The 16338-nt window shown below is 58.6% G+C and carries 16 protein-coding genes; 3 read left to right on the plus strand and 13 right to left on the minus strand.

What is annotated here, in order from left to right; translation table 11 throughout:
- Positions 1 to 69: 69 nt before the first annotated feature.
- Positions 70 to 939 carry a carbohydrate kinase family protein gene (locus QUE75_RS19200; protein WP_286252602.1) on the plus strand — a complete coding sequence of 290 codons (870 nt, stop codon included), beginning with the start codon at positions 70 to 72 and terminating at the stop codon, positions 937 to 939.
- Between the two features lie 12 nt (positions 940 to 951).
- On the opposite strand, the gene QUE75_RS19205 is transcribed toward QUE75_RS19200, so the two are convergent.
- Positions 952 to 1500, minus strand: a complete 549-nt coding sequence (locus QUE75_RS19205; RefSeq protein WP_072675926.1) for a YgjV family protein — start codon at positions 1498 to 1500, stop codon at positions 952 to 954.
- 37 nt (positions 1501 to 1537) lie between these two features.
- A complete protein-coding gene (locus QUE75_RS19210) occupies positions 1538 to 2692 on the minus strand; it encodes an ABC transporter substrate-binding protein (protein WP_286252606.1) in 1155 nt (384 codons plus the stop codon).
- Between the two features lie 189 nt (positions 2693 to 2881).
- Here QUE75_RS19210 and QUE75_RS19215 point away from each other — a divergent pair, with 189 nt between their 5' ends.
- Positions 2882 to 3550 carry a transglutaminase-like domain-containing protein gene (locus tag QUE75_RS19215; protein ID WP_286252607.1) on the plus strand — a complete coding sequence of 223 codons (669 nt, stop codon included), beginning with the start codon at positions 2882 to 2884 and terminating at the stop codon, positions 3548 to 3550.
- Here QUE75_RS19215 and QUE75_RS19220 read toward each other — a convergent pair.
- The 10 genes from QUE75_RS19220 to QUE75_RS19265 form a co-directional block, all read right to left on the minus strand.
- A complete protein-coding gene (locus tag QUE75_RS19220; RefSeq protein WP_286252609.1) occupies positions 3547 to 4356 on the minus strand; it encodes an alpha/beta fold hydrolase in 810 nt (269 codons plus the stop codon). The two genes, QUE75_RS19215 and QUE75_RS19220, sit on opposite strands and share 4 nt — an antisense overlap.
- Positions 4357 to 4522: 166 nt before the next feature.
- On the minus strand, positions 4523 to 6088 hold the full coding sequence (gene ahpF, locus QUE75_RS19225) for an alkyl hydroperoxide reductase subunit F (protein ID WP_286252611.1): 1566 nt from the start codon (positions 6086 to 6088) through the stop codon (positions 4523 to 4525).
- Positions 6089 to 6310: 222 nt separating this feature from the next.
- Positions 6311 to 6874 carry an alkyl hydroperoxide reductase subunit C gene (ahpC, locus tag QUE75_RS19230; RefSeq protein WP_082780548.1) on the minus strand — a complete coding sequence of 188 codons (564 nt, stop codon included), beginning with the start codon at positions 6872 to 6874 and terminating at the stop codon, positions 6311 to 6313.
- Between the two features lie 128 nt (positions 6875 to 7002).
- On the minus strand, positions 7003 to 8220 hold the full coding sequence (locus QUE75_RS19235; RefSeq protein WP_106693247.1) for a BCCT family transporter: 1218 nt from the start codon (positions 8218 to 8220) through the stop codon (positions 7003 to 7005).
- Positions 8221 to 8461: 241 nt separating this feature from the next.
- Complete coding sequence (gene betA / locus QUE75_RS19240) at positions 8462 to 10156, minus strand: choline dehydrogenase (protein WP_286252616.1); 1695 nt, start codon at positions 10154 to 10156, stop codon at positions 8462 to 8464.
- A 27-nt stretch (positions 10157 to 10183) separates the two neighbouring features.
- Positions 10184 to 11653 (minus strand): betaine-aldehyde dehydrogenase, encoded by a 1470-nt coding sequence (gene betB / locus QUE75_RS19245; protein WP_286252618.1) that lies wholly within the window; start codon positions 11651 to 11653, stop codon positions 10184 to 10186.
- 62 nt (positions 11654 to 11715) lie between these two features.
- Positions 11716 to 12309, minus strand: a complete 594-nt coding sequence (betI, locus tag QUE75_RS19250; protein WP_061332048.1) for a transcriptional regulator BetI — start codon at positions 12307 to 12309, stop codon at positions 11716 to 11718.
- 99 nt (positions 12310 to 12408) lie between these two features.
- Positions 12409 to 12621 carry an acetyltransferase gene (locus QUE75_RS19255; protein ID WP_106693243.1) on the minus strand — a complete coding sequence of 71 codons (213 nt, stop codon included), beginning with the start codon at positions 12619 to 12621 and terminating at the stop codon, positions 12409 to 12411.
- A 45-nt stretch (positions 12622 to 12666) separates the two neighbouring features.
- A complete protein-coding gene (locus QUE75_RS19260; RefSeq protein WP_286252622.1) occupies positions 12667 to 13383 on the minus strand; it encodes an anti-sigma factor in 717 nt (238 codons plus the stop codon).
- A complete protein-coding gene (locus QUE75_RS19265; protein WP_286252624.1) occupies positions 13380 to 13874 on the minus strand; it encodes an RNA polymerase sigma factor in 495 nt (164 codons plus the stop codon). Before QUE75_RS19265 ends, QUE75_RS19260 begins: the two co-directional genes overlap by 4 nt.
- Before the next feature lie 136 nt (positions 13875 to 14010).
- On the opposite strand from QUE75_RS19265, the gene QUE75_RS19270 reads away from it, so the two are divergent.
- Positions 14011 to 15351, plus strand: coding sequence for a S8 family serine peptidase (locus tag QUE75_RS19270; protein ID WP_286252626.1), 1341 nt, complete (start codon positions 14011 to 14013; stop codon positions 15349 to 15351).
- Here the strand turns inward: QUE75_RS19270 and QUE75_RS19275 are convergent.
- Positions 15348 to 16304 carry a hypothetical protein gene (locus QUE75_RS19275; RefSeq protein ID WP_286252628.1) on the minus strand — a complete coding sequence of 319 codons (957 nt, stop codon included), beginning with the start codon at positions 16302 to 16304 and terminating at the stop codon, positions 15348 to 15350. The genes QUE75_RS19270 and QUE75_RS19275 overlap by 4 nt on opposite strands.
- Positions 16305 to 16338: the final 34 nt, after the last annotated feature.

A 16338-nucleotide genomic window follows, 5' to 3' on the forward strand; every position in this document is an offset into this window, starting at 1 on the left:
GGGCCGGAATGAGGTAGGCCGGGAAACAGCCGCTTAAACTGGGTCGAAATCATCCACCGGGGCCCCCAAATGCCATCATCCATAATGATCCTTGGCGGAACGTCGCTCGATACCATCATCCACCTGAACCAACTTCCCGCACCGGTACCCCAGACCATCTGGCCTCAACGGGCATATCGAAGTGTGGGCAGCACCGGCGCCGGCAAAAGCCTGAATCTGGCGGCCCTGGGGCATCGGGTAACCCTGCATACGTTGCTGGGCCGGGATGCAGAAGCAGAGACGATCCGCCAGCAGTTGGCAAAGCCCGGAATACGCTTGCTGTTGGAGACCACCGACACCCCAACGGAACAACACGTCAACCTGATGACCGCCGCCGGCGAGCGCATCTCACTTTTCGTGCAGCCACCAGCAGAGCCAGAAACCGTAGACTGGCGGCCGGTGCAGGAGCGGTTGCCCGAAACTGACCTGGTCGTGGCCAACATCCTTGCTTACGTCAAGCCCGCTCTGGACTGGCTGCGCGAGTACGGTCGGCCGGTTTGGACAGATCTTCACGACTACGATGGTTCGGACTCATACCATCAACCGTTCATTGACGCCGCGGACGTCATCTTCCTGGCCAGTGACAACCTCCCGGATTACCGGCGCACCATGGAGCAGCTGATTCAAGGTGGTAAATCGTTTGTGGTTTGCACCCACGGTTCCGCCGGAGCCACCCTTCTGAGCAGCGACGGAAAATGGCTGGAGCAGGCGGCTATCAGGGTGTCTGAAGTGATTGATACCAACGGTGCCGGCGATGCCTTTTTCAGCGGCTTTCTACACCGTTATCTGCATGGCGGAAACCTGAAAACGTGCCTTCGGGCCGGGGCCATGGCCGGAGCCTTGTGCGTAACCAGCCAGGACCTTGTGAGCAACAAACTGACCCCGGAAGCACTGGCCTGAGCCAGGCTGCGCTCAATCTCCGGGCCTGAAATCCGGGTACTTCTTCTGCAACTGGTACAGCCGGATGATAGTAATGATGTTGGTGACCAGCACCATGCCCTCGGCCAAGATGCCTCCAACCGAACCAATCACAATGTTATTCAGCATCCAGCAGAACGCCGCCAGCCCCAGAACAATACGCAGCGGAATGCCCCGAAGCATGAACATACCGACAGTACCCAAAGTGGCCGCCGCCAGCGGAAACACATCGGTGGCCGACTTCCAGGTTGCCCAGGCTACCAGGAGATTAACCCCCAGCATCGCCAGCATGATCGTCCAGCTGCCCTGATACCTCCTGGCCAGGGCGATGCGCACAATCACCAAAACCGTCAATGCGGCTGCCGTCCAGCTTTCGAAGAAGGCAAACATCAGGGCGAAGGCGACGTTGGCAGAGATCAGTAGCACCATCAACCGGTCATCGTTCTTGTTGGCGAAGCCGGCAATGCAGAAGGCCAGCGCCACCAGACCAAACAACTGGCCAAGGCTCTCGGTAAGGCTGAGTGAGGTCATAAATTCCGGCATAGGAATTCCGTTTAGCCCAGAAAAAGGAGGGAGGGCCCTATTGGCTAACCAGCTGGTTACTGTTTCCCTGCTGGATAAGCCCAGACGAAAACTGATCCATTAATTGGTCAGCGCTAAAGTCCTGTTTTCTGAGTTGAGTATTGAACACACGACTGTATTGCCGGAAATCGAGGGCTTTCCAGTTTTCCGGCGCAAGAATTCGCTCGACCAGATGCACATTGTCGACTGTTGCCGCCTCAAACTGGTAGCGCAAAGCCGCAGATCGCCGGCCTTCGGCAAAGTCGTAACCGTGGTGGTAATCGTGAACCAGCAACAGGGCGAGGCCTCCCCCCATAAAATGGCGACCAAGACTAACCGTCAGATCGCCCCGCCGAATGGCCTCTAACGCCCCGGGCTCCCAGTCCACACCGCCAACAATCACATCCTCACCGGGCATCCGGCCAGCGTTTCTGGCGGCTTCAATGGCGCCAAGCGCCATCCCATCACTGGCATTCCAGATCGCGGTGGTTTGCGGGTAGCGCCGGAACAACACCGACATTTTTTCGCTGGCCTGCTGCTCACTCCACTCAGCGAGCACCAACTGCAAGAGCTGGCCATTACCGATACTGGTGGCGTTCAGCAGCCCCTGATTACGATCCCTGGCGGCCGAAGAATCCTGCGTCCCGGTCAACGCCACCATCGGCACCGGCTCCCCGGCCTCAACCAAACCACGTTCCACCGCTCGACGTTCCAACAGTTTGGCCAAGTTTCGACCGGCCTCTACATTGTCAGGCACCACATGGCCAATCCAGCTGTCCAGCGTCTCCCTGGGCATACCCACCGCAACCCTTGTTGCCTCGGGCACATCGGTATTGAACGAGAAGACTTTCACACCCTGCCCGTGGGCCTGCTCCAGTATCTGAGTGGTCACCAGTTCTTTGCACATGATGATCAGGTAATCCGGCTTCTCCTCAGCGGTGATGATTTGCTGAGCCATGCGCAAATAGCTGAACCGGTGCCTGTCAGTATCAAACTGAACCTCAAGGTCAACATCCAGATCAATCGCCACCTGCTCCATAAACCCCGCCACCATTTGCCAGAAACGCGAATCGTCTGGTGACAGGAACGCCACACTTGGCCGTGTGCCGGCATCGGCAACCCGCATAAAAGAGCAAACAATGAGACTGATCAGCAGGACTGCGCGTAATGCCATGTAATTCCCTAACCATTGGCGTTTCTGGTCGTTCAGTATAACGAACATTCCAACATACGAGCCCCAGAGAACACCAACTCGGTCACAACCGGTACGGAAGGTCAGCCGAATTGGCGGATAAAGTCATTGCCCATAGCTTGCTAACCGAGAGATCATCGGTCAATCATGCGCCAATGCCGGAAGATCACCATGGAAAACTATCTCAAGCCCACCGCATTCTTCGATTACGACAAACCCCAAGTAAAAGCCTGGATTGACCAGCAACTTGAGGGTGTGCCCAATGAACCGGTGGAACAGATCAAAGCGTTGTACCTGGCGGTCCGTGACAGCGTCCAGTACAACCCTTATGTGTTCCAGACCGACCCAAACACCCTGTCTGCCAGCTACGCGCTGGAATCCCGCGAGAGCTACTGCATTCCCAAAGCGGTGCTGCTCGGCGCCGCCGCACGCTATATCGGCATTCCCAGCCGGCTGGGCCTGGCCGATGTGCGCAATCACCTCTCCAGCCCCAAGCTCATCGAGTGGCTGCGCTCCGATATTTTCCGGATGCATGGCTTTATCGAGCTGTACCTGAACGGCCAATGGGTTAAGGCCACACCCGCCTTTAACAAGCAGCTTTGCGCGCTAATGAAGGTGGAGCCGCTGGAGTTTGATGGCGTGAACGATTCGGTGTTCCAGGAGTTCACCGAAGACGGCGAGGCCCATATGGAATACATCAACGACCATGGCGTGTTCGATGACGTGCCCTTTGACTTTATCGTTGACGGGGTGCGTGCCGCCTACGGGCACCTGTTTGAAACCGATGGCCAGCCGGCGGAAGTGACCGGTAGCCTGGAACAGGATGTCTCCGGGCGCTAGGCGCCAAACCGGCGGCGCATGACCTGGGCAATGGTCTCCACCAGTTCCGCGGGGGCACTGAGTTGAGGATAATGCCCCTGAGCCTGAAGGGATGTGCAATGCACATCCGGCAACCGCTTCGCCATGTAGCTGACAACCGATGTGGGCACTACCGCGTCCGAGAGCGTGTAAAGGATATCCACCGGCACCTGTACCTTGGCCAATTCACGGCGGTAGTCACACAGGAACGTGGCATCGGCAAACTTTCGTAACAACACTGGATCCGTGGCCAGAAAGCTGCGAATCAGCCGCTCTGTCAGTTCCGGGCGGTGGCTGTTCTCCATGACCAGCGGCGCCAGGTCGCTGGCCCAGCCTTCGGGATCGGTTTCAATACGTTCCAGCATGGCCAGCACATCCTGTTTATCCAGCCCGCCTACGTAGTGTTCACCATCGTTGGTGTACCGGGGTGAAGGGCCAATCGCAATGATGTGTCGGAACCGGTCTGGTAGCATGATTGCCGCCAGAAACCCGATCATGCCGCCGACCGAATGGCCTACCAAAGTGACCGGCTTATCGGAAACCAAATCCACCACATCCAGAAGATCCAGGGCGTAGCCCCGGAGTGTGCCATGGCGTTCTGCCCGATAGGCCCTGCGGTCTGATCTGCCGCAACCCACATGGTCAAACGTGACAACGCGATAGTCATTCTCGAAGGCGGGAACGATGTCGTCCCAGACCATCTGGTCACAGCCAAAGCCATGAGCAAACACGAGCGTGTGTTCACCTCGGCTGCGGATGGTTACCTTATTTCGTCTCAACGCACTCAAGATGGCCCTTCCAGGAATTGGTAAAAAAGATATCGCATGAGTGTTTTAGTGTGGCCGATCTGCCCATGTTTATCTACCGGTCAACGCGACACAAAAAAACCGGCCACCCACTTCCCGTGGGCGCCGGCTACAGGGGTCAGCCTGAATTCAGGCTTGCGTGAACAACTTACTCGGCGGAGTTGCGAATCAGGAAATCGAAGGCACTCAAGGCGGCTTTAGAACCTTCGCCCATCGAAATCACGATCTGCTTGTACGGCACCGTGGTGGCATCGCCAGCGGCGAACACACCCGGAATCGAGGTCTCGTTACGATCATTTACGATGATCTCACCGTGCTGGCTCAGCTCAATATCACCTTTCAGCCACTCGGTGTTCGGCACCAGGCCGATCTGCACGAATACGCCTTCCAGCTCAACGTGGTGCGCTTCACCGGTGGTGCGGTCGGTGTAGTTCAGGCCACTGACCTTACCGTCTTTGCCGACCACTTCGGTGGTCTGCCCGGAGGTGATGATCTTCACGTTATTCAGGCTGCGCAGTTTCTTCTGCAGCACTTCGTCGGCACGCATTTGCTCACCGAACTCAATCAGGGTTACGTGGCCAACAATACCGGCCAGGTCGATGGCCGCTTCCACGCCGGAGTTACCACCACCGATCACCGCCACGCGTTTGCCTTTGAACAGCGGGCCGTCGCAGTGCGGGCAGTAGGCCACGCCCTTGTTGCGGTACTCTTCCTCACCCGGCACACCCATCTGGCGCCAGCGGGCACCGGTAGACAGAATCACCGTGCGGGCTTTCAGGGAACCGCCGTTCGCCAGCTTCACTTCATGCAGGCCACCGGTTTGCGCCGCGGGAATCAGCTTCTCCGCGCGCTGCATGTTCATGATGTCGACGTCGTATTCGTTAACGTGCTGTTCCATGGCCGCCACCAGCTTCGGGCCTTCGGTGTACGGCACGGAGATCAGGTTCTCGATACCCATGGTGTCAGCTACCTGGCCACCAAAGCGCTCGGCCGCAATCCCGGTGGAAATCCCCTTACGGGCGGCGTAGATGGCCGCTGCGGAACCCGCCGGGCCACCGCCAATCACCAGCACCTCAAAGGCGTCTTTCTGGTTGATCTTCTTGGCTTCTTTCTCGGCGGAGTTGGTGTCCAGCTTGGCCACAACCTCTTCCAGCGTCATCCGGCCCTGGCCCCAGGGCTGGCCGTTGAGGTACACACTCGGCACCGCCATCACTTCACGCTGCTCGACTTCGTCCTGGAACAGGGCGCCATCGATGGAGGTGTGCTTGATGTTCGGATTCAGCACGCTCATCAGGTTAAACGCCTGCACCACGTCCGGGCAGTTCTGGCAGGACAGGGAGAAATAGGTTTCAAACTCGAACTCACCGTCCAGTTCCTGGATTTGCTGAATCACTTCCTGGGAAGCTTTGGACGGGTGACCGCCCACCTGCAGCAGCGCCAGTACCAGGGAGGTAAACTCGTGGCCCATGGGAATACCGGCGAAACGAACGCCAATGTCAGTGCCCACACGGTTGATGGCAAACGACGGACGACGCACATCGGCGGAGTCTTCGGTCCGCAGGCTGATCTTCTCGGACATCGGCTCGATTTCTTCCAGCAGCTGCTTCAGCTCCTGGGATTTCTTGCTGTCGTCATAGGCTGCTACCAGCTCGATCGGCTGCTGCAGCTTTTCCATGTAGGCCTTCAACTGTCCTTTGATATTGGCGTCCAACATGTTTGGTATTCCCCTTTATGTCGTGAAACTAACTGTCTGAATTCAAAAATGAATCGTTATCTGAAGTTGCAGGTACGATAAGGGCAAGCCGGGGCCTTCTCAAATTGATTGACCCAACCCATCTGATAGCTCAGACCTATACGATTCCATAAAGTCGATTGATAGATACAAAAAAGGCCCGCTGTGCGGGCCTTTTTGCAAGTTTCACCCGTGCAGGGAAACTTAGATCTTGCCAACCAGGTCCAGAGACGGAGCCAGAGTTTCTTCGCCTTCTTTCCACTTGGCCGGGCAAACTTCGCCAGGATGGTTGCGAACGTACTGAGCAGCCTTCACCTTGCGCAGCAGATCGTCTGCGTCACGGCCGATGCCTTCAGCAGTGATTTCCATGGCTTGAATAACGCCATCCGGATCGATCAGGAAAGTAGCGCGGTCTGCCAGGCCCTGGCCTTCACGCATCACACCGAAGTTGTTGGTGATGGTGCCAGTCTGATCGCCTACCATGTAGTAGTTGATCTTGCCGATGGTCTCGGAAGTGTCGTGCCACGCTTTGTGGGTGAAGTGGGTGTCGGTAGACACAGAGAACACTTCAACGCCCAGCTTCTGCAGCTCTTCGTACTTGTCAGCGACATCGCCCAGTTCGGTCGGGCAAACGAAGGTGAAGTCGGCCGGGTAGAAGAAAAAAATGGCCCACTTGCCTTTCACGTCTGCTTCAGAGATTTCAACAAACTCGCCCTGCTTGAATGCGGTGGCGTTGAACGGTTTGATTTCGCTGTTAATGATACCCATCTCAGAATAACTCCTGTTGGTTCATTTGGGTTTAGGCTTGAAAACGGTGCATAAGATACGGCTTTGGCCCACGGGGTGAAAATTGATTATTTCCAAACCCGGGATAGGCTTAACCTATCTATGGGGCCTTATCCCGCAAGTTCAATCTTTCGGAAATCCAGAATATTTTCTTTTGGTGACGATTTGATGGCCGCCACCTCGGCCCGCTTCTTCGCCAGAATGTAGGCAAAACAGGCGAAGTAAAGGCCGATCACCAACGCTCCAACCCATTGAATACGCAGAAAATCCAGCTGGAACAGCATGGTCAGCAGCACCATAACGCCAAAATTCACGATCACGTAGTTCATTCGGCCCATGCGCCGGGCGGTCAGGTTCAGGTTATCGGTGTACAGACGAATCAGCGAATCCAGTGAGTTCACCACCATCAGAACCCCCACCGAAATCATGGCCAGGTTGGTCATCGCCGCAATCTTCAGACCCTCAGCGTGGTAGTGGAACAGCACCGAGAACCACACACCGATGGCGATGGACGGCACCACCAGCATGGCGATCAGCAACTGCCAGGTTTTGATGCCACTGACAAAACGGGCGGTGAACTGGCCGATCATGATGCTCCAGGAGAACCACCAGAACAGGTAGAACTCATGGTAGTCGTTGATCGGCAGGGCAAATCGGTGAATGTTGGTAAAGTATTCCCCAAGCATGCCTGCGGTACCGAAGAAATCCGCCGGTGAGCCCTTGCCCAGGGCAAAGGCCCGCAGCCACATACCGGCAATCAGGGCAATAAACAACACGCTGGAGCCAATGCTCAGGATACGCACGTATTTGATCTTGGAGCTGGAGTACACCGCCAGGGCAATGGCCGCAAACACGATCACATAGAACGCCGGCATCACGGTTTCACCGTCGCCCAACTGGGGCAGATACCAGGGCAGGTTCACCAGCAACAGGTACGCCGTGAAGGCACAGGTACCGATGATCACCACGTTATTGATGATTTTCACCACCGGGATTTCAAAAAACTTCACCCTCGGCTCGATGATGGCAAAGTAGAAACAGGTCAGGAAGTAGAACCCCCAGATCAGAAAGGCCCAGAAGCCAAATTCAATGGCCAGGGGGTTGGCGAACCCGTATTCCGGGCTGGCAGAAAGATCGGCATAGCTGCCGAACTCGGTCAGCGGGAACATGATCAGCCCCACATCCAGGCCCGAGGTGAACAGAATGGCAATGAACGTCAGGGTGCGAACCGGTGTGACACCGATGCACTGTACGTCCCACCATTTGTACAGAATCAGGGCAATGGCGGCGAAGGTAAAGATCAGGCCTGTGGATAACCAGAGTGTCATGCGCAGAGCCTCCGGTTGGTTGTTTTCAGTTTAATGCACAGCATGGGTGTTCCTCCTCTACTTTTTAAGCGCTGCTTAATTCGAATCGGACACAAACCCCCGCGTTTTCTTCTCGTTACGGGCCAGGACTTGCCTATCTGACGCCCAGGAAACGGCCAGCACAGCCGTCGCGTTGATAGGGAAATCCTGATGGTTTGCTAACCCCGGAGGCCTTGCGCCCCCGGGGCCGGGGCTTCGGGCGCTAAATCAGCACCCGTTTTGCTTGCCCCGGTCGTTGGTGTGCCTGCCACTGGTCATCCATTTGGACCGGCACATCCTCAGGTTGCAGGGGCTCCCTGCCCCGGATCAGGTCGGCTGCCCGCTCGGCCACCATGATGGTGGGGGCGTTCAGGTTGCCGTTGGGTATGGTCGGGAAGATGGACGAATCCACCACCCGCAGGTTCTTGATGCCGTGTACCCGGGTGTCTGGCCCGACTACCGCCATTGCGTCGGTACCCATCTTGCAGGAACAGGACGGATGGTAGGCACTCTCCACCGCCTGGCGCACAAAGGCATCGATTTCGTCATCGCTCTGCACAGCCACGCCGGGCTGAATTTCCGCACCGCGGTACTGGTCCATGGCGGGCTGGTTGATGATCTCGCGGGTCAGGCGCACGCAATCCCGGAAACCTTCCCGGTCGGCTTCGTGCTCCAGATAATTAAAGCGAATGGTCGGTGCCTGTCTTGGATCGGCGGATTGAACCCGCACATAGCCCCGGCTTTTCGGCTTGTTGTGGCCGATGTGCAGCTGGAAGCCGTCGCCGTCAAAGGCTTCTTTGCCGTCATAGCGCATGGCCGCCGGCAGGAAGTGGTATTGCAGGTCTGGCCACTCAACACCCGCCTTGGAGCGGATAAAACCGCAGGACTCGAAGTGGTTGGTGGCGCCCAGCCCGTCTTTGCGCAAAATCCAGCGCACGCCGATCTTGAGCTTGTTCCACCAGTCCAGCTTGCCGTTGAGCGACACCGGCTGTTTGCAGCGGAACTGGAAGTAGAATTCCAGGTGGTCCTGCAGGTTCTCACCCACGCCGGGCAGCTCGTGCTTGACCTCAATACCGGCCTGTTCCAGCACCTCTCGTTGGCCGATGCCGGACAGCTGCAGCAAATGGGGTGAGCCAATGGAACCGGCAGACAGAATCACTTCCTCGGCGGCATTGGCCTCGTGCATCTTGCCGCCCTGCTCGTAACGCACGCCGGTGGCGGTTTTGCCATCCGCGCCACCAAGCAGCACCTTGTGCACAAGGGCGTGGGTCACCACCGTCAGGTTCGGTCGCGCCATGGCCGGGCGCAGGTAGGCGTTGGCCGTGGACCAGCGACGACCGTTCTTCACGGTCATGTGCATGGCACCGAAGCCTTCCTGCTGGGCGCCGTTGTAATCGGCCGTTTCCAGGTAGCCGGCATCCACACCCGCCTTGATGAACGCCTTGTACAGCGGGTTACGCATGTTGTTGCCGTTGTTGACGCCCAGCGGGCCGGTGTCGCCCCGGTAGTCATCACCGCCAAAGGCCCAGGTCTCCGCCTTTTTGAAATACGGCAGTACGTTCTGGTAATGCCAGCCCGTGGCGCCCTCGGAATCCCATTCGTCGAAATCCCGGGCGTGGCCACGAACATAGACCATGCCGTTGATGGACGAGGAGCCGCCCAGCACCTTGCCCCGGGGACAGTGCATGCGGCGGTTGTCCAGGTACGGTTCTGGCTCGGTCTCGAACTGCCAGGCGTACTTCTTGGTGTTCATGGGGATGGACAGGGCGGTGGGCATCTGGATAAAGATGCTCTTGTCGCTGCCGCCGGTCTCCAGCAGCAGCACCTTGTGGCGGGCGTCTTCGGTGAGGCGGTTGGCCAGCACACAGCCGGCCGAGCCCGCGCCCACAATGATGTAGTCGTATCGGTTTTCTGTCATACGCGCTCTCCTCTGTGGCCTGTGGGCTTAAAACGGGGCGTCGAGGTCGTTCATTCCCACATACACCGATTTGATCTGGGTGTAGTGGGCAATGGTCTCGCGCCCGTTTTCCCGGCCAATGCCGGAGAGTTTGTAACCGCCCACCGGCATTTCCGCCGGCGAGGCGCCGTAGCTGTTGATCCAGCAAATACCGGCCTGGATCTGGTGAATCACCCGGTGCGCCCGGCGGATGTCATTGGTGAACACCCCGGCGGCCAGGCCGGTGTCGGTACTGTTGGCCCGGGCAATCACCTCGTCCTCATCGCGGAAGGTGAGCACCGACATCACCGGCCCGAAGATTTCTTCCTTCACGATGGTCATGTCGTCGGTGCAGTCGGTGAAAATAGTGGGCTCGACAAAATACCCCCCTTTCGAGTCTTCCGGCTCGAACGCCCGGCCGCCGTGGCTCAGGGTGGCACCTTCGGCAATGCCCTTGCTGATGTAGCCCAAGACCAGCTCCTGGTGCTTTTTGGAGATCAATGCGCCGAAGTTGGTGGCCGGGTTCATCGGATCACCGGCTTTGATGTTCTTGCGGGTGCGTTCCAGCAGCCTTTCAATAAAGCGCGGGTAGATGTCTTCGTGCACAAACACCCGGGTGCCGTTCGTGCAGATTTCGCCCTGGGTGTAGAAGTTGCCCACCATGGCCGCAGAGATGGCGTTCTCCAGATCCGCATCGTCAAAGATGATCAGTGGGGATTTGCCACCCAGCTCCATGGTCACGTCTTTCAAAGACGACGCGGCCGCAGCCATCACCTTCTTGCCGGTGGCCACTTCGCCGGTGAACGACACCTTGGCAATCTCCAGGTGATGGGTCAGCCACTGGCCAACCTCGGCAGCGCCCTGCACCACGTTGAACACGCCCGCCGGCACGCCGGCCTCGATGAAGATTTCCGCCAGCTTCACCGCACCCATGGGGGTCTCTTCCGACGGCTTGAAGATCATGGCGTTGCCACAGGCCAGCGCCGGGGCGGACTTCCAGCAGGCGATCTGGATCGGATAATTCCAGGCGCCGATGCCAGCGCAGATACCCAGCGGCTCCCGGCGGGTGTAGTAGAAATCACCGCCTAAATCCTGCTGGTTGCCCTCGATGGAGGGTGCCAGGCCGGCAAAAAACTCGATGGCATCAGCACCGGTCACCACATCCACGGCTTCGGCTTCCTGCCAGGGTTTGCCGGTGTCACGTACTTCCACCGCCGCCAGTTCGTCATTACGTACTCTGAGCAGCTCCACCGCTTTGAGCAGAATCCGGCTGCGCTCAATGGCCGGAGTGGCCGCCCACTGGGCAAACCCGGCGCGGGCACTTTCAATGGCGGCCTGCTGTATGGCTTCATCCGCCACTTCCACCTGGTAGATCACCTGGCCGGTGGCCGGATTCACCACCGGGAAGGTCTCACCGGAACGGTTGGCCAGAAAACGGCCGTGGACAAAGTTCTGAACAACAGGAGCAGATGCAGACATAAGCGGTTGGTAACCTCGATTCAGTGTCTTCAGGCCTTGTGGGCCATGGCATTCGTGTTGGCTCAGGCGCTTGCCCGGGCCAGTGTCTCGTGAACAAACTGCTTGCAAAGCCGCTCACCGGCTTCAAAGCTTTCGGCCGGGTCCAGGCTCAGGGCGCTGCGCAACCAGAAGCCGTCAATCATCGCTGCGGTTTGTCGGGCCGCTTCCGTGGCCTGCTCTGGTGGCAACACCTGGGCAAACGAGTAGCGCAGGTTGCTATACAGCCGGGCGTTGTTGATCTGCTGCAGCCGCTTCAGCCCCGGCTCGTGCATGGAACGGGCCCAGAAGCTGAGCCAGGTTTTCGCCGCCAGCGCCGAGCGCTGGAACTCGGAAAAGTTGGACTCAATGATGCAATCCAGCCGCTGGGCCGGGGAGCGATCGGTTTTCGCCATGCGCTCCCGCAGCTCCTTGCCGAGCTGGTCCAGCAAATACCGCAAGGCCGCTTCGATCAGCCCCTGCTTGCCCCCGAAGTAATGGCTGATAATCCCGGACGACATGCCTGCCCGCTTGCTGATACTGACAATAGTGGTGTTCTGCATCCCCAGCTCGGCGATGGACTCCATGGTGGCGTCGATCAACTGTTGGCGACGGGTGTCTTTGATTCCGACTTTTGGCATGGCAGGCGAGCGCTTTTCCGTATTTTTTCGTTAATTGAACGTTCAATTAATAAAAAGGTTACAGAAATGTGAGGAAGGATTCAAATATTCCAATCCCGGCTACTGCTTCAGGCGGTAATCCGGGTCGGTCCAGCACTTGGGCAATGCCTCGCCCGAAGCGAATACCAGGTCACTTTTCTCATAGAATTCCGGATCCTGGGCTTCCTCTCCATAGTGCATACTGCCCTTGATCCGGCTTTTATGAGGGTTGAACAACGCCTGGGTATCCAGCACTTCAATCAAGTGCCCGGTGGATCTCTCTGCGACAAACATAACGGCCTCCTTTGTCCTACCAAAAGCTTAGACCATTGGCAGAGCTCAGGGGCTGTCCCACCCATCTTGCAGCAGCTGTTGCTCATCTTGCGGGCTCAGTGCGGGGCCAACCATCAGTTGATCCAGGGTATCGTCCATGGCCTGACCACCACTGGCTGTCTGGTAGGTTTGGCCGGGCTGGTGCGGTTCAACCTCGGCGTGGGCCACGGCCTGCCACGTGCCGCTAGCATCCCGGCAAGCAACGTTTTCAGAAGAGGCCGCCGGTTGATCAACTCGGAACTGACGGCACCAGTCGCCAGCCTGGCTTCGGAAGGTCAGTCTCGGCATGACGGTGGTATCGGAACCAACCTCATAGGCCTGGCCGCTGGGCTGCTGTTCCAGGGCCTGGGCGATGGACGGCCAAGCGGGATCGTCCACCGCCGGTGAACCCAGCCACTGGGTCATGGCGAAGCCGGCCACCACGGCGGCAGCCACCGCTTTACCGGAATGTTCCTTCAGCCGGCGCCACCAAGGAAAGGCCACCACGTTGTCCGGGCGGTTCTCGGGGGCGGCCTGCGCCAGCAATTGCGTTACCCCATCCGGCATGGGCTGTTTATCAATGGCCCCGTAATGCCGCTGCAACTCGGCATCCACCGAGGCCAGTTCCGCCAGCCGGTCCGCCAGGGCCGGGTCCAGGGCGATCTGATCGCGCACCGCGTTCATTTCCGGCTCGCTCAGTTCGTTATCGAGAAACGCGGACAGTACTTCGTCTGTGATGTTCATGATTCGGTCCTCATACCCGCCGCCGGCGCCAATGCCTCACTTAATGCGGCTCTTGCTCGAGCCAGGCGGCTCATTACGGTGCCCTTGGGGACTTCCAGAATATCGGCCACTACTTTGTAGGGCAGGCCCTGAATGGCCACCAGTGAGATAATCTGGCGCTGGTCCTGGGGCAGCTCCGCCATGGCCGCATCCACCCTGCTCCATTCGATCTGCTGGGTGGTGTGGTGCTCGCCGTTGATGACCTCGCCATCCGACAACTCCGGCTTTTCGGCCGCTTCCCGGCGAACCTTTCTGGCCCGGCATTCGTCTATCCACACATTACGGCACACCCGGAACGCCCATTTGGTCAGGTCTGCGTCATCCGGCCGGTCCCGTGCCAGCAACCGCTCCACCGTGCTCTGAAGCAGGTCGTCGGCATCCGGCATTGAGCCGGTCAGCGAATAGGCAAATCTCCGCAGCCCGGGTAACAGTTCAGTCAATTCCTGTTGCATGGCATTGTCTTTTCGTGAGTGTTATCAGTAGAACGGCTCAGGCCGAACGTTATTCCCGGCCAAAGGGAATTTTTTTCGCCCCCGGCCGTTAAATAACAAGAAAGCCCTACACCCTTGGCTCAACCGGAAGGCGTTTATGAAACTCGATACCACCCTTGGCCTGATCAGCGTGCTTACCCTGTGTTCCGTGTCTACCATGGCGCTTGCGATTGGCAGCCAGGCACTGGACCGGCAACTGGATTCTGTGTCCCGCCAGGTTGAGCAGAAAACCGAGCGAGCCATCGAACGCTCCGTGGACCGCCGGCTGGATACTGTGGAACAACGCATTGAAGCCCGCGTTGAACAGGCCAGGGGCCAGTTGCCCCGGTTACCGCGCTCTCTCCCTATTCACACGCAGCAAGGCGGCAAAGCGTTCAATGATGTGATGCTTAATGGCGGCTTCCGGGCCGTGGAGCGCCAGTGGCTGGCCACCGGCACCGCCGCTGAAGTCGCCGAACTGGACCGCCCTGGCATCACCATTCTGGAGCGCCGTGAACTGACCGGCCTGGGCATGATTCTGGTACGGTTTCGGGTAGCCCCGGCACTGGATTCGCTGGACGCCCTGCAAGCGGAACTGCCGGGTCTGGCAGATCAACTGGACCGGAACCACATTTATGCGCCACAAAGTGACAACGCCCCCGAAAGCAGCGACGTGGCCCGGCCCCAGTGGCAAAGCCTGTGCTCCGCGCCAGTGCGGGTAGGCATGGTGGACACCGCCATTGCGCTGGATCACCCGGTGTTTGAAGGCGCACAGATTGTTCAGGAAAGCTTTCTGGAACTGGCAGAGGCAAAGGGCGAACTTGCCGCTCCCACTGCCCATGGTACGGCAGTCGCCAGCCTGATGATCGGCCGCCAGGCGCCGCAGTGGCCGGCCCGCTTACCGGGGGCCACGCTGTTTAATGCCTCGGTGTTCTATGGGCGGGATCAGGCGCTGTCCGGGGCGACGCTGGGGCACTTGCTGGATGGCCTGAGCTGGCTGGCAACCCAGGAAGTTGCAGTGATCAATATCAGCCTGACCGGGCCAGACAACCGGCTGTTGAAAACAGCCATCGAACGGCTGGATGAACGGGGAATCGGTTTGATCGCCGCTGTCGGCAACGAGGGGCCAGCAGCCGCCCCACTTTACCCGGCCGCCTATGGGCCGGTGATCGGTGTCACGGCCGTGAATGGCTCTGGTGAACTGTACCGCTGGGCCAACCAGGGCGAGCAGGTGCAATTCGCCGCCCCCGGTGTTGCGGTGCCGGTAGCCATACCCGAGGGTGGCATGGCTCTGGACAGCGGCACCTCTCTGGCGGCCCCGGTGGTGGCCTCTGCACTGGCCTGCGAGCTCAGCCAGTTTGATTTGCCCGGAGCCATAGAAGCATTGACGAGCAATGCCAAAGACCTCGGCGAACCGGGCCGCGATACCCGGTTCGGCCATGGTTTGCTGGATTACTAGAAACCCGCTCGCAGCGACACACCTGCCACAAACCGGTCGTAATCCGCGGAATCGATGGTGGAGGTGTAGTGGCCGTAAGACAGCGTCGGTTCCAGACTGAACACTTCGTTCAGGCCCAGCCGCCAGCTGGCTTCCACCACCCGCGCCTTGTCCACCCGCTGGCTGGTTCGCTCGGCCAGATCCCGGGTGAGAAAATCGTTCAGCGGGCGGTTATCCTCTTCCGTGATCACCACCTCATCGTATTCCTGATCTTCATAACGCCAGCCCAACCGGAAGCGGCTGTCCTGGCCACCGACGGTAAACCGGTGCACCAACGCCACCCGCAACCGGAGCAACTGGTTATCGTAGGCATCCGAGCGGGCGTCTTCGTCGTCCAGGTCAACCCCGAACACCAGGTTGCTGCGGGCCTGATTGAAAAAGAAGAACGCATCAAAACTGCCACCCCGGATATCGGAATCCCGGGCCGTGCCCTCGTTAAAATCCTTCGATTTGTCCTGAACACTGGCCAGCAGGTACACGTTCTCGCCAATCAGACTGCCCAGATACAGGCTGGTGCGCCGGAAATCCAGGAACCGGTCAGAATCCAGGGTGGCGTAGGAATAGTGATAGCTGGCGCCCACCGTGACCGGATCAAAATCATAGCTCAGGTCCGCAGAAAGCAGGTGAATGTCCTGATCAAACCGGTCCAGATTATGATACCGGCGCCCGGACAGGTCATATCCCAGCGTCAGGTTCAGCGCTTCGGTGGGTTTCAGAATGCCTTCCAGCCCGGCATCAAACACCCAGGCTTCGTCGCTCTGATCAGACGAGGCGTTAAGCTCATCTACCGTCACGTTGCTGTCGTGTTCCAGGCCGCCGGCCAGGTAGCCGTTCACTTCGGAATCCGCTTGTACTGCCGGCACCGCAAGCCCCAGCGTTACAAACCAGATCGACATTCGTTGAATGTTACGCATGTCTGCTCCTTGTTCGCTCACAAACAAAGGCCGG

Source organism: Marinobacter shengliensis (assembly GCF_030297115.1).
In the GTDB taxonomy this organism is placed as follows: Bacteria; Pseudomonadota; Gammaproteobacteria; order Pseudomonadales; family Oleiphilaceae; genus Marinobacter; species Marinobacter shengliensis.